This window comes from Saccharothrix carnea, assembly GCF_003014735.1.
Classification (GTDB): domain Bacteria; phylum Actinomycetota; class Actinomycetes; order Mycobacteriales; family Pseudonocardiaceae; genus Actinosynnema; species Actinosynnema carneum.
In genome coordinates, this window is the sequence record NZ_PYAX01000003.1 from 232,285 (window position 1) to 244,525 (window position 12,241).

General features: G+C 70.2%; 16 protein-coding genes and 1 tRNA gene. 7 read left to right on the top strand and 10 right to left on the bottom strand.

Annotated elements, in window-relative coordinates; all coding sequences use genetic code 11:
• Positions 1-55: 55 nt before the first annotated feature.
• From B0I31_RS09355 to lipA, 3 genes are read left to right on the top strand one after another with little or no spacing between them, the layout of a single operon-like run.
• The gene (locus B0I31_RS09355; RefSeq protein WP_106615393.1) at positions 56-514 is read left to right on the top strand and encodes a hypothetical protein; all 459 of its coding nucleotides are present in this window, start codon (positions 56-58) and stop codon (positions 512-514) included.
• Positions 515-535: 21 nt separating this feature from the next.
• Positions 536-1,477 (top strand): oxidoreductase, encoded by a 942-nt coding sequence (locus B0I31_RS09360; RefSeq protein WP_106614944.1) that lies wholly within the window; start codon positions 536-538, stop codon positions 1,475-1,477.
• A gap of 15 nt (positions 1,478-1,492) precedes the next feature.
• On the top strand, positions 1,493-2,497 hold the full coding sequence (lipA, locus tag B0I31_RS09365; protein ID WP_106614945.1) for a lipoyl synthase: 1,005 nt from the start codon (positions 1,493-1,495) through the stop codon (positions 2,495-2,497).
• On the opposite strand, the gene B0I31_RS09370 is transcribed toward lipA, so the two are convergent.
• Both B0I31_RS09370 and B0I31_RS09375 read right to left on the bottom strand, forming a co-directional pair.
• Entirely contained in the window at positions 2,472-3,503 is a 1,032-nt protein-coding gene (locus tag B0I31_RS09370) for a saccharopine dehydrogenase family protein (protein WP_106614946.1), read from the bottom strand. The two genes, lipA and B0I31_RS09370, sit on opposite strands and share 26 nt — an antisense overlap.
• 24 nt (positions 3,504-3,527) lie before the next feature.
• Entirely contained in the window at positions 3,528-3,818 is a 291-nt protein-coding gene (locus B0I31_RS09375) for a hypothetical protein (RefSeq protein WP_106614947.1), read from the bottom strand.
• A 475-nt stretch (positions 3,819-4,293) separates the two neighbouring features.
• On the opposite strand from B0I31_RS09375, the gene B0I31_RS09380 reads away from it, so the two are divergent.
• Both B0I31_RS09380 and B0I31_RS09385 read left to right on the top strand, forming a co-directional pair.
• The gene (locus tag B0I31_RS09380; protein WP_181320075.1) at positions 4,294-4,827 is read left to right on the top strand and encodes a DUF6119 family protein; all 534 of its coding nucleotides are present in this window, start codon (positions 4,294-4,296) and stop codon (positions 4,825-4,827) included.
• 54 nt (positions 4,828-4,881) lie between these two features.
• Positions 4,882-5,490 carry a nucleoside monophosphate kinase gene (locus B0I31_RS09385; protein WP_106614949.1) on the top strand — a complete coding sequence of 203 codons (609 nt, stop codon included), beginning with the start codon at positions 4,882-4,884 and terminating at the stop codon, positions 5,488-5,490.
• Here the strand turns inward: B0I31_RS09385 and B0I31_RS09390 are convergent.
• The 5 genes from B0I31_RS09390 to B0I31_RS09410 all read right to left on the bottom strand — a co-directional run bounded on the left by B0I31_RS09390 (position 5,455) and on the right by B0I31_RS09410 (position 9,729).
• Positions 5,455-5,904, bottom strand: coding sequence for a chaperone modulator CbpM (locus B0I31_RS09390; protein WP_106614950.1), 450 nt, complete (start codon positions 5,902-5,904; stop codon positions 5,455-5,457). The genes B0I31_RS09385 and B0I31_RS09390 overlap by 36 nt on opposite strands.
• 92 nt (positions 5,905-5,996) lie before the next feature.
• A complete protein-coding gene (locus B0I31_RS09395) occupies positions 5,997-6,575 on the bottom strand; it encodes a hypothetical protein (protein WP_106614951.1) in 579 nt (192 codons plus the stop codon).
• A gap of 16 nt (positions 6,576-6,591) precedes the next feature.
• Positions 6,592-7,686, bottom strand: coding sequence for a hypothetical protein (locus tag B0I31_RS09400; RefSeq protein ID WP_146173787.1), 1,095 nt, complete (start codon positions 7,684-7,686; stop codon positions 6,592-6,594).
• A gap of 304 nt (positions 7,687-7,990) precedes the next feature.
• Positions 7,991-8,518 carry a flavoprotein gene (locus B0I31_RS09405; protein ID WP_106614953.1) on the bottom strand — a complete coding sequence of 176 codons (528 nt, stop codon included), beginning with the start codon at positions 8,516-8,518 and terminating at the stop codon, positions 7,991-7,993.
• The gene (locus B0I31_RS09410; RefSeq protein ID WP_106615394.1) at positions 8,515-9,729 is read right to left on the bottom strand and encodes a helix-turn-helix domain-containing protein; all 1,215 of its coding nucleotides are present in this window, start codon (positions 9,727-9,729) and stop codon (positions 8,515-8,517) included. Before B0I31_RS09410 ends, B0I31_RS09405 begins: the two co-directional genes overlap by 4 nt.
• Before the next feature lie 133 nt (positions 9,730-9,862).
• On the opposite strand from B0I31_RS09410, the gene B0I31_RS09415 reads away from it, so the two are divergent.
• Positions 9,863-10,438, top strand: coding sequence for a bifunctional DNA primase/polymerase (locus B0I31_RS09415; protein ID WP_146173788.1), 576 nt, complete (start codon positions 9,863-9,865; stop codon positions 10,436-10,438).
• Positions 10,435-10,692: a hypothetical protein gene (locus tag B0I31_RS09420; protein ID WP_181320076.1), complete on the top strand. Its 258-nt coding sequence runs from the start codon at positions 10,435-10,437 to the stop codon at positions 10,690-10,692. Before B0I31_RS09415 ends, B0I31_RS09420 begins: the two co-directional genes overlap by 4 nt.
• 165 nt (positions 10,693-10,857) lie before the next feature.
• On the opposite strand, the gene B0I31_RS09425 is transcribed toward B0I31_RS09420, so the two are convergent.
• From B0I31_RS09425 to B0I31_RS09435, 3 genes are all read right to left on the bottom strand, one after another.
• Positions 10,858-10,929, bottom strand: a tRNA-Val gene (locus tag B0I31_RS09425).
• A gap of 47 nt (positions 10,930-10,976) precedes the next feature.
• On the bottom strand, positions 10,977-11,435 hold the full coding sequence (locus tag B0I31_RS09430) for a peroxiredoxin (RefSeq protein ID WP_106614955.1): 459 nt from the start codon (positions 11,433-11,435) through the stop codon (positions 10,977-10,979).
• A 109-nt stretch (positions 11,436-11,544) separates the two neighbouring features.
• Positions 11,545-11,976 (bottom strand): DUF3052 domain-containing protein, encoded by a 432-nt coding sequence (locus B0I31_RS09435; protein WP_106614956.1) that lies wholly within the window; start codon positions 11,974-11,976, stop codon positions 11,545-11,547.
• Between the last annotated feature and the right edge of the window lie 265 nt (positions 11,977-12,241).

A 12,241-nucleotide genomic window follows, 5' to 3' on the forward strand; every position in this document is an offset into this window, starting at 1 on the left:
GGTATGCGACAGACCTGAGGTATGACGCCGGTCACCACGAGAGGAGGGCGTGATCATGAGTTGGTCCGACTTCTACCGACGACGCGACGCTCTGGACGCCGTGCTCCGCGCCGCGGCGGGGGATCCCGCGGCACCCCTGACGTTCGACCGCGACCTGTTCGGCACCGAGGACGAGCTGCTCCTGGCCCTGCACTACCGCTGGATGCAGCAGCTCACCGGACGGCTCGGCACGGCGCTGGAGGACAGCGACGACGACCGGGTCGAGACCGTCGCCCGCACGTGGCGCGCGCTGGCGGCCGAGCAGCCGGTGCTGCGCGCGGTGCTCGACGCGCACCTGACGTCCACCGAGGCGATCGAGCGGGAGCAGCGCCTGCTGGCGCTCACCGCGGGCCTGGCGGAGCTGTCCGAGCCGAGCGCGGAGATCGCCCGCGTCGGCGCGGCGTTCGCGAGCCTGCTGCGCACGCGGCCCGCCGTCGTGCCGGGCAGGCACCGCAGGCTCGCCAAGAGCGCCTGACCACCTGGTAGGTATTGACCCATGCCGAAGTGGATCGCCCGGAAGTGGGACATCGCGGACATCCCGGACCAGAGCGGGCGCACCGCGCTGGTCACCGGGGCCAACTCGGGCCTCGGCCTGCGCACCGCCGAGGTGCTCGCGGGCAAGGGCGCGCACGTCCTGCTGGCCTGCCGGTCCCCCGAACGCGGGCAACGCGCACTGGAGCGCGTGCTCGCCACCGGTGGCAAGGCCGACCTGGTGCGGCTGGACCTGGCCGACCTGTCGTCGGTGCGCGCGGCCGCGGCTTCGGTGCGTGAAAGCACGGGTGACGCGCTGGACGTGCTGGTGAACAACGCGGGCGTGATGGCGGTGCCGCTGGGGCGCACCGCGGACGGGTTCGAGCGCCAGTTCGGCACCAACCACCTGGGCCACGCCGCGTTGACGTGGCTGCTGATGCCCGCGCTGCGCACCCGGCCGGGCGCACGCGTGGTCACCGTGTCGAGCCTGGCCCACCAGGCGGGCCGGATCGACCTGGCCGACCCGAACTACGAGGTGCGCCGCTACACGTCGTGGGGCGCCTACGGGCAGTCGAAGCTGGCCAACCTGCTGTTCGCCAGGGAGCTGCACCGCCGCACCCGGGCCGCGGGCGTGGACGTGACGTCCGTCGCGGCGCACCCCGGCATCACCGCCACCGAGCTGAGCGCCAACATGGCCCGTGCGCGGGGCAACGCGCTGCTCGCGCTCGGCACCAAGATCAGCGACTTCTTCTCGCAGTCCGTCGAGGTGGGAGCGTTGCCGCAGCTCTACGCGGCGACGGCACCGGACGTCGAACCGGGCGGCTACTACGGTCCGGACGGGTTCCGCGAGATGCGCGGCCACCCGGCGCCGGCGGGGTCGACCGCGGCGGCCCGGGACGAGCTCGCGGCCAGCCGGTTGTGGGACTTGACGGCCAAGCTCACGGGCGTCGCGCCCGACCCCTCGTGACGTAGGGTTGAAGTCGTGACCGTCGTACCTGAAGGTCGGAAGCTGCTGCGGCTGGAAGTCCGCAACAGCCAAACGCCCATCGAGAAGAAGCCCTCGTGGATCAAGACCAAGGCGAAGATGGGCCCCGAGTACCGGGAGCTCAAGGGCCTGGTCAAACGCGAGGGCCTGCACACGGTGTGCGAAGAGGCCGGTTGTCCCAACATCTACGAGTGCTGGGAAGACCGGGAGGCCACCTTCCTGATCGGTGGCGAGCAGTGCACCCGTCGCTGCGACTTCTGCCAGATCGACACCGGCAAGCCCGCCGACCTCGACCGCGATGAACCGCGTCGGGTGGCGGAGTCGGTGCAGGCCATGGGTCTGCGCTACTCGACCGTGACCGGCGTGGCGCGTGACGACCTGGAGGACGGCGGTGCCTGGCTGTACGCCGAGACCGTCCGCCAGATCCACGCGATGAACCCGGGCACCGGCGTGGAGCTGCTGATCCCCGACTTCAACGCGGTGCCCGAGCAGCTGGCCGAGGTGTTCTCGTCACGGCCCGAGGTGCTGGCGCACAACTTGGAGACCGTGCCGCGCATCTTCAAGCGCATCCGGCCGGCGTTCCGCTACGAGCGGTCGCTGGAGGTCATCACCGCGGCCCGCGAGGCGGGCCTGGTGACGAAGTCCAACCTGATCCTGGGCATGGGCGAGACGCCGGACGAGGTCACCGAGGCGTTGAGCGACCTGTACGACGCGGGCTGCGAGATCATCACCATCACGCAGTACCTGCGGCCCTCGCCCCGGCACCACCCGGTGGAGCGGTGGGTCAAGCCGGAGGAGTTCGTGACGCACAAGGAGACCGCCGAGCGGATCGGCTTCTCCGGTGTCATGGCCGGTCCCCTGGTGCGCTCGTCCTACCGCGCCGGCCGGCTGTACGCGCAGGCCGTGCAGAAGCGCGGCGACGTGCTGCCGGAGAACCTCCACCACCTGCTCGAAGCGGGCAGTGCCGCGCAGGAGATCACCTCACTGCTGTCGGCTCGCTGACCACCACGCCGTCCAGCGCCCGGACGTAGTCCGCTCCGAAGGCGCTGGACGGCGTGTGCGCGCCGGGGGTCGTGTCGGCCAGGCGCTGGACCGCCTTGATCACCGAGTCGGCGGTGAGGTCGTAGGCGTTCGGGCCGGTGAGCGCGGCGCGGACCCGGTTGCCGTCGCCGTCCCAGGCCTCGCCGAAGACCTCGCTGCGCGTCCTGGCCCTGGTGGTGTCGTTCGGGCCGCCGATGCGCTTGGCCAACGCGGTGCCGAGCCGTTGCGCGGCTCTGGTGCGCAGCAGCGGCGCGGTGAGCGGCTGGAGCTTGCCCAGCACGCCGGGGATCGTGGTGAACGTGGTGATGTTCGGGATGCCGGTGGACCGGTAGGCCGTGCTCACGTCGCCCCACGGGATGGCGCCGACCTCCCTCGGCCGGTCGCGGAAGTGCGCCGTGCGCCGGCGGTGGCCCAGCCGGACGTTCCGGACCTCGCCGTCCACGCGTGCCCGTCCACCGCCACCCGAGCCTTCGACGGCCGTGCGCGCCGTGCCCGCGCTGGCGCCGCCCTGGACCAGGAACGCGAGGTCGAGGTGCGTGGCCGTGGGCAGGGCGTCGTGCAGCAGGGCGGCGACGCAGTCGGTGGGCACGACGTCGAACCCGGCGCCGGGCAGCAGCACCACCCCGGCCGCCTTGGCTTCGGCGTCACGTCGGCTCACGGCCTCGAAGACGTCGATCTCGCCGGTGATGTCGAGGTAGTGCGTGCCGCTCTTCAGGCAGGCGTCCACCATCGGCCCGGAGGTGGCCGAGAACGGCCCGGCGCAGTGGGCGACCGCGTCCACGTCCTCCAGTGCCCCTACCGCTTCGGCGAGGCCGAACACCCGGTGCTCCAGCCCGAGCCGTTCGGCCAGGGGTCGCACCTTCGCCGCGTCCCGCCCGGCCAGCACCGGCCGCAGCCCGCGCCGGACCGCCAGTTCCGCGACGAGCGTGCCCGTGAACCCGTAAGCGCCGTAGACCATCCACCTCATGCGGTAGAAGCTACTCGCAGGTAGCTACCGGGACGACTTGCGCCGCACCACGAGGGTCCCGGCCACGCACAACATCCCCACGACCGTCACCGGCGCCGCCCAGGCCAACCGCTCCATCCGCAGCCGACCGCAGATCTCGACGAACGCCGCACCCTCGGCCTCGACCGCGACCTCGTCGAACCCCATGCCGACGCTGTTGCCGCAGGCGACCGGAACGCCCGCCGGCGAGTCGGTGGACAGGGGCAGCAACATGATCAGCAACCCGGCCAGGAAGAACGCGACACCGACCACCGCGGTGACCGTCCTGGGCGACATGCGAGGAAGTTACGTCCTCGACACGCTCCGGGATAGGGGGATGTCACATAGGGGGACCTGGTTAGCAGCCCCTAATGCGCCGTTCGGCCTACTCGGGGCGAGCGGATGCTTCCGTGCGCCGAACGGTCCGGGCACCGGTCGGACAATTCTGCGGCACCGATACCGCGCGTTTTTCGAAAACCGTTTTCACCACCTGACGGTCACCGACCAGCCACCTAATCACTCGAACGAGTGACTTGTTTTCTGCCACCGCTACCCGAACCGACCAGACACCCCACCGCAGCGTGCCCGAGCCGGACCGCTGACCCGATCACCGCACCTCATCGCCGTGCTGTGATCGACTTCGCCGCCGGGCTCAGCCCTCTCGCCGCTCACCGACCGACCCCGCCGTTTCACCCTCCCGTGCGCGATCGTCGATTCACCGGAGCAATTCCCGCACTTTTCCGCCACCCCGCAGAAGGAGCACCGGACCGCCGTGAACGCCCTCGAAGACGACACCCTCTTGGCCGCCCTGGAACGCCGACTCGCCGCCGCGCTGGGCGGCAGCACCCGGTTCGGTCGACTGGCGCTGCGCTGGCCCGCCGCCGCGGCGGACCGGGCCCGCGACACGGTGGCGTTCCGCTCCAACGACGTGGGCGGCTACGGCCCACTCCCCCTCGACGCGACCCTGGACGTCACCACCGTCACCGCCCGCTTCGCCCACATCCCCGAGTTCGCCAGGACGGACGAGCTGAAGCAGTCCCGCCTCATCCCGTGCGCCGACCGGGAACGCGAACGACTGCTCACCGCCCCGATCCCCCTGGACCACTGGCTGACCTTCGACACCACCCTCCACGGCCGCACCTACCGCCTGCACGAAGGCCGGTGGCGCCGGGTGGGGCACACCGAGTCCACGAACGACCCCGTGTCGGCCCCCGAGCCGTGCTGTGAGGTGTTCTGGACCTCGCTCGGGCAGCACCCCGGCGGCGAGGGCCACGTCGTGGGTGCGGGACTGGCCGGGCGCCCTTGATCGCCACCTGATCAGGCGACGGACTTCACCGCCCGCCGGTGGTTCGATGGCACCGTGCGATCAGCCGACCCCGCGCCGCTCGTCGTGTTCGTCGTCGGAGCCCCCGGAGCGGGCAAGAGCACGGTGGTCCGGCACCTCGCCGAGCGCCTGCGGTGCGCGGAGTTCCTGAGCGGCGACGTGCTGCGGCGCACCGCCGAGGAGGACACCGAGCTCGGGCGTGACGTCGCCGACCGGTTGTCCCGTGACGAGACGATGCCGGTGGCGCTGTACTGCCGGATCGTGCGGCGCGAGGTCGGCCGCGGTCGGCACACCGGCCTGGTCTTCGACGGGTTCCCCCGGACGCTGGAACAGTGCCTGGCCATCCCCGCCGTGCTCGACGCCGCCGGGGTGCCGGGCGCGGAGGTGCTCGGGTTGGGGCTGCACGTGCCGGCGGCGGTGTCGATCGAGCGGATCCGCCGCCGCGACGAGCGCGCCGAGGACACCGCGCGCACGGCTTGGACGCGGTTGTCGACCCACGCCCGGCGTTCCGCGGACATCGCCGGGGCCTTCGCCGAACGGTGGCCCTACGTCGAAGTGGACGCGACCGCCCGCGTCGAGCGCGTGGTCCGTGCCGCGTTGGCGGCGCTCTCAGGACAGGTCGACCGCGTCGCCGAACGCCGCTGACTCACGCGCCAACGAGGTGAGGTCGACCGGTTCGCGGGCGAACGAGAACTCCGGGCTGTCCAGCAAGCCGTGGGCGCGTGCTTCCAGCCAGGACAGCTCGCGGTACTTGTCCGGCGCCATGAACTGCGCCCCGAAGTCCCAGCCGACCCCTGACACCTGCCGGTCGCCGTAGAGCCGCCGCGCCCGCTCGCGGTAGACGTCCGCGGTGACGGTGTCGGGGTGGTTGAACGACAGGTCGAACCCGTTGGCACCCAAGCCGAACACGGCCAGGCCGTACAGGATCGTGCACTCGATCCCCGTCCGGGCGCAGAACTCGGTGATCCGCCGGGCTCCGACCGCACTGCCCGCGTACGACAGCAGGAAGAGCCGTTCGAGGCGGTGCACCTGCCGGTAAGCGTCGAGGGCCGAGACCACCGTGGCGCCGGACGCGACGGTGTCACCGACGACGAGGCACGGCCTGCCCGGACCCGGCTCTCTCCCACGTCAGGGCGCATCGCGGTGCGCCGTCACCGGTGGACGCCGAGCCGGTGCAGCGCGTCCAGCATCGGCTGGTCGCCCGCCAGCACGTTGGACCGGTACTCGTCTATCGACGCCCGCAACCAGGCGGGCGTCCCGACCGGGTCGCGCGGAGCAGCCGGGAGCCTGCCCAGTGCCTCTCCCGCCTCGGTGAAGTCGTCCACCACCGCCAGTGCCAGCGAGGCGACGTGCGGGTGCACGTAGTCGCTGACGCGCGCCCCCCGGTATTCCAGGTGGTCCCGGCGGTACTTCGAGTTGCGCGGCGCCACCACGATCACCGGCGTCCGCAGCGAGGCCGCGGCGGCCATCTCCACACCGATGCCCAGACCGCGTCGCTCGCGCGCGTCGACCACCACCGCGGACGCCATGAGCACCTGGAACATGTCCCGCCCGAACTGCCCCAGCACGTTGGCCGGGTCGGTGATCGGGTCGTCCGGGTTCAGGAACACCACCTCCAGCGGGTGGGCTCCCTCCTGGACCTGCTTGCGTTCCAGGTCGGTCCAGCACAGCTTCCGCTCATCGCCCTCGCCTTTCGCGATGGAGCCCGAGCAGTACACCGAAATGATCATTGATCTCCCGTTCCGGTCATGCGTACAGCGAGTCCGCCGCGATTCGGACGGCGGACTCGGCCTGAGCCAGGGATTTCACTTCGGCCGGCCGGGAAGCGCGTGAGCGCACCACCGCCCGGCGCAGACCTTCCATCCGGTCCGAGGACTGGCTCGCCACGGCTATCGAGCCGAATTCCGGGTTGGACCGCAGTTGCACCAGCTCTGCCCACGAGGCGGTGACGTGGATGAATTCGGCCAATCCGAGCCACTGGAGCGCGAGATCCAGGGACCGCGCGGACACCGCGGACACACCCGGGTCGTGCTCCACACCGCAGGACAGCCCGCCGAAGGGGAAGTCCCGCAGGATGATGGCGTCGAGGTCGTGCAGGTAGCTCGACAAGTAGGCGCGGGAGACGAACCAACCGATGCGCGCCAACTCCTCCGGGCGCGGCCGGGCCGGAATCGCCCGTGCGACGAACCGGGTGACGAACGCCTGCTCCCCCAACCTCTCGGGCACGGCCCGCAACTCGCCCTCCGGTTCGCGGTGCCCCGGGGGCCAGTGCCTCGCCAGGCTCGCCGCCAGCCGGGCCAACTCCCCGTCCCGGCTCAGGGCCGCGTCCCACCGGCGGGCGATGTGGTCGGCGGTCGAGCCCGCCCCGCGGGGACTCCAGACCAGGTCTTGGGCTATGGCGAGGGACGTCGGCGTCACGTAGGGGTTCTGCGGGTCCGCGCGGTACTCGGCGGCCTTCTGCTCGCCGTACCGCACCACGTCCGGGACCGGTGCGCAGTAGGCGACCTGCTGCAGCGCGACCAAGCCGCGCAGCAGCTCCAGCAGGCGCGGTATGCCTGGCACTTCGAACAGGTAGGAAGCGGGCATGACCAGGTTCGCGTCGGTCGCGAGCACGGCGAGGCGCGTCGCGTACAACGCCTGCCCGGTGGTCAACTGCGATTCCCCGCGCCGAAGGGGGAAGCCGTAGCAGTGCAGGATCTCCGGGTTGAGGTACTGCACGAAGACCGGCCGACTCCGATCGTAAAGAGGATCGGCCGGCCGCGCGCCGTTCAAGTAGATGTCCCGACCCGCCACGTAGGCGTCGCGAGCAGTCGTCACGACCTGCGTCTGTTTGTCGGACATCGATGCCACCGAGGCGCCCATCCCTCACCCCGGCACGAGCCCACGAGCGAACCGCCACCCCACGTCCCACCCCCGACCAGCGCGAATGGCGAGGCTAGCAACGCGACCGGAACGAACTTCCGCAGTTATGTGGAACGGTCCAGGATGACACCCCAAAGAGTGCATCCATTCCACGAGACCGAGCGCGTTTTCCCGGCCTGCGCCACCCCTGAAACGGGAATTCCAGGCCGGGAAGGGACGATCGTCGAATCGTCACGGCGCGACAAACGTCGGACAACCCGGGGGACAGCCGAATGCCTGACACCTACTCCACGGCGTCGAGAGCCAGGTGCCACGGGTAGTCGGCCAGCACGCTGCCGCCGGTTCTCGGCGGGTGAGGCCGGAAGCCGTCCTCACCGAACAGCACCCGCACGCCCGACGCCCGCAACGCGTCGATGCTGCGGTGCAGGACGGGGTTCGCGGCGAGGGCCGTGTTGACGAAGGGCAGGACGGCGATCGGCACGCCGAGCCCGGTCAGCTCGGCGAGTTGCGTCAGCACGTAGGTATCCGCAGTGCCGGCCGCCCACTTGTTGATCGTGTTGTAGGTCGCGGGCGCGACCACGACCGCGTCGGCACGCGGCAACGCTGCCTGCCCTTGACGCTGGTAGCCGGTGCGAACGGGGTGACCGGTGAGGTGCTCCACCTTCGCAAGGTCGAGAAAGTGCTCGACCGCCGCAGGGGTCGCCACGCAGTAGACCGACCATCCCCTGTCCTGGGCGAGGCTGATGGCGACTTCGACCTGGTCCGCCGGACCGGCACCGCAGATCATCAGGTACAGGACTCGCTCGGTCATGCGGGTACTCCGGCTCGTTGGGCCATCTGACGGACTTGGCGGGCGGGCTCACCGGTGGTGACGGACAGCAGGGTGCGCAGGAGGCTGTGAGCCGCCGGTCGGCAACGGACTTCCTGTGGCGCGATGCGCTCGGCCCGGGTCAGGGCGCGAACGGCTTCGGCGTAGTTGCCACGGTGGGTGTTGGCCTGGGTCAGGTCCAGCAGGTAGTTGGCCCGGCGTTCCGGTGGCAGGGCGTTGATGGCACCGGCGGGGATGCTCTCGGCGAAGCGGAGCGCCGCCTCGGCCTCGTAGAGACGGACGAGAGCCGACACGCGGTGAATGACCACGTTGGCGAGACCGAAATGCGTGTGGTGGATCGCGTAGTGAGGCTCCATGCGTTCGGCGGCATCGAGCGCTTCCTCGTGCATCGACAACGCCAGCCCCGCGTTCTCCTGCTCGGCGGCGGCGATGGCGGCGGCCAGGTAAAGCATCCCGTGGAGGGAGAGCAGGGTATCGGGAGCGCGGTGGACGTCGGCGCGCATCCGGTCGGTCATGCCCAAGAGGACCTCGATGGCTCCTGGGCGTTGACGGGCGGCGGTCATGGCTCGGGCGACACTGCGAGTGGCTCGCGCTTGTGCCCAGGTGTCATCCACTTCCAGGGCAGTGTGCATGGCGCGGTCGGCAGCCAGCCAGGCGAGGTCGTGACTCTCGAACTTGAGCAGCATCGACGACGCCAGGCGATAGGACGTCACCAGGATGCGGTGGGCTGACACCTGCTCTGACTCGGGGGCCATGAGAGTGGCCACCTGGGCGCCTTCCAGCAGCTTGGGCAGCTGTCGGGCGATGGTGGTGAAGTGCGACGAGGTCCAGGCGTGGTCCAGGTACTCCGACTCGCGGGCGAGGTGTGCGACCTCAGGCGGTTCTTGAGCAGGTACGGCCAAGCCCGGATAGCGGCCGAGTGCCGCCCGGATGGCCGCGACCTCCGCCGCGTCCACGCAGTCGGCGGCACGGGCCGCTGCGGGCGCATCCGTGAGAACCGTCGGGTCGATGGACAGTGCCTCGGCCACCAGCTCGATGGTCGGCAGGCGAACCAGGTCGCGCTCGCCGGACTCGACCTTGTCCAGCCACGACGTCGACCGGCCGATCATGTCCGCGAACTGCTTGCGGCCGAGGTTGCGACGGAGGCGCCAGTAGCGGACGCGTTCGCCGATCTTGTCGGGGGTGTCCGACATCCGCCTCCTCCGCTGGTCGTCAACCATGGGTGCGACGCCAGCGTAACCGGCAGATCGTCACACATTTTGTACAACCCATGACGCTCAGTGGTCCCTACGTTGGCCGAAGATCACCCAGCGGAAAGGCAGGACATTGCAGACCAGTACGCCCGACACGCCACCGCAGACGGCTTTGCGAGCGGCTCTGAGCTATGCCGAGATGGGCTGGCCGGTACTGCCGGGAGCCATTTGGCACAACGGACACTTCGCCGACCCGGTGACCGAACGGCGAGTCGCCAGTCCGTGCCTGGCCTCGACCGAGGAGGCGACCACTGATGCCGCGTTGGTGCGGGAATGGTGGTCCACGCCCGGTCTCCACGAACCGAACGTCCTCACCGTGACCGGTGAGCGCCTGGGTGCCTTCGCGGTGTCCGAGTCGCTGGTCATGTCCCTGGCGGACGACCCTTGGTTCGCCGCCTTGCCGACGCCGGTGCTGGCCCTCCCGAACATGCCGATCGCTTACTCCCTCGTGCACCCGCCGCTGCCCTCAGTGCTGATGAGCGATCAGGCACGGGTGGTGGACGCGGGAATGCCCATGCCTCTGCCACCGAGTGCTCTCGACACCACACCGGTGATCTGGCTGATCACGCCGGAGCAAGCAGGCTGTCGACTGGTGCCCGCCGACGCGCTTGCGGACCTCATCCACGGCTACGAGAGGAGGAGCGCGTGAACGAGTCGATGCGCACGTTGGCCGCCGGTGAAGCCCCACGGCTTTTCGCAATCGTGGAGGAGTACGGCGACACGGAGGACATTCGCGTCGCGGGCTACGGCCTCGCCTACGAAGACCGAGCCGAGGTGAACTCGGTGGAAGGCGACTTCCACCTCAGCTCCCAGAGCCCCGAACACGCGCGGAGCCTGTTCGAGATCAGCTCCGAGTCGGCCGGAGTGCGGCGAGCACACCTCGTCTGGCTGGACGCGACCTGAAGCACGCAACGGGACCCCGACGTGCCGCTTGACGGGCGCAGCGGAGGCGCGCAGCGCTGAAGCGAAGCCCGCCAACGTGGGGGGCCAGGGGCGACAGCCACGGCGGGGGTCCGGGGGCGGAGCCCGCCGGGCGGGGTCTGGGGGTTGCACCCCCAGGGGACACAGTGGGCGCGGCAGGATTCGAACCTGCGACCGCTCGGGTGTAAACCGAGTGCTCTTCCGCTGAGCTACGCGCCCGGAGGAGCGCCGGTGGTGAGTCGGCGCCCGGAAGGTATCAGGAGGGGTCAGGAGAGGGCGGCTACGGCCTTCTTCCACGCCTCCTGGTCGCGGGGTTCGCCGGGGGCGTTCACCTCGGCGTAGCGGATCACGCCGGTGGTGTCGACGAGGAACGTGCCGCGGTTGGCCAGGCCGGCCTGCTCGTTGAACACGCCGTAGGCCTGGGCGACCTGCCCGTGCGGCCAGAAGTCCGACAGCAGCGGGAACTGGTAGCCCTCCTGGGCGGCCCACGCCTTCAAGCTGAACGGTGTGTCCACGGACACACCGATGACCTGCACGTTCTCGTCCTCGTACGCGGCCAGCTCGTCGCGCACCTGGCACAGCTCGCCGGTGCAGATGCCGCTGAACGCGAACGGGTAGAACACCAGCAGCACGTTGCGCTCCCCGCGGAACGAGGACAGCGTCACGGGCTGCTTGTTGTAGTCGTTGAGCGTGAAGTCCGGGGCCTGAGCGCCGACCTCGACCATGCAAACCCTCCACAAACGCCGCGAACCGGGCAACCCGAAGAACGGGCTCCACCCGATCGGGGAGCCCGCCGTCGAGCCTAGGGCATGGGCGGTCGGCTGCTCGTCGCGGCTAGCGCTTCGACTTGGCCGACTTCGGTGCGACGAGCCTGGTCGCTGACCAGTCACCGCTCACCGTGATGTTGGAGGTCTGGGCGAGCCCCGCGGTGGCCACGGCCTCGGCGATGTCACTCGGCTCGACGTGACCGTCCCGCCCCGTCTTGGGCGTCAACACCCAGATCACGCCGTCGTCGGCCAATCCCGTGGTGGCGTTGATCAAGGCGTCGGCCAGGTCGCCGTCCTCCTCGCGCCACCACAGCAGGACCACGTCCATCACGTCGTCGGAGTCCTCATCGAGCAGATCACCGCCCACCCGCTCCTCGATCGCGGCGCGGAGGTCGTCGTCGACGTCCTCGTCCCAGCCGATCTCCTGGACCACGCTGCCCGGTTCGATCCCGAGCCTGTCGGCGACACCGATCTTGCCGGCGTCTTCCGCGGCGACCACGGCTTCCACTCCTCCAAGTACACAAGAGCGGCAGCCGGGGTACGACTGCCGCGCGATGTCACTACCAGTCGCGGCTAGCGAACACTGTCAGCCCCGCCACGCGCAACCGTAACGGCCAAGACACGCCGCATCGGGTACCCCCGAGTGCGGTACTCCGACCGGATGAGGCACGCTCTACACACCTCCTATTCGCGCGCGCGAGGAAACGATCCAGAGTTACTCACCGGTAGAGGTGACGGGACCGTGCCTGGCGGGTGACGATGGA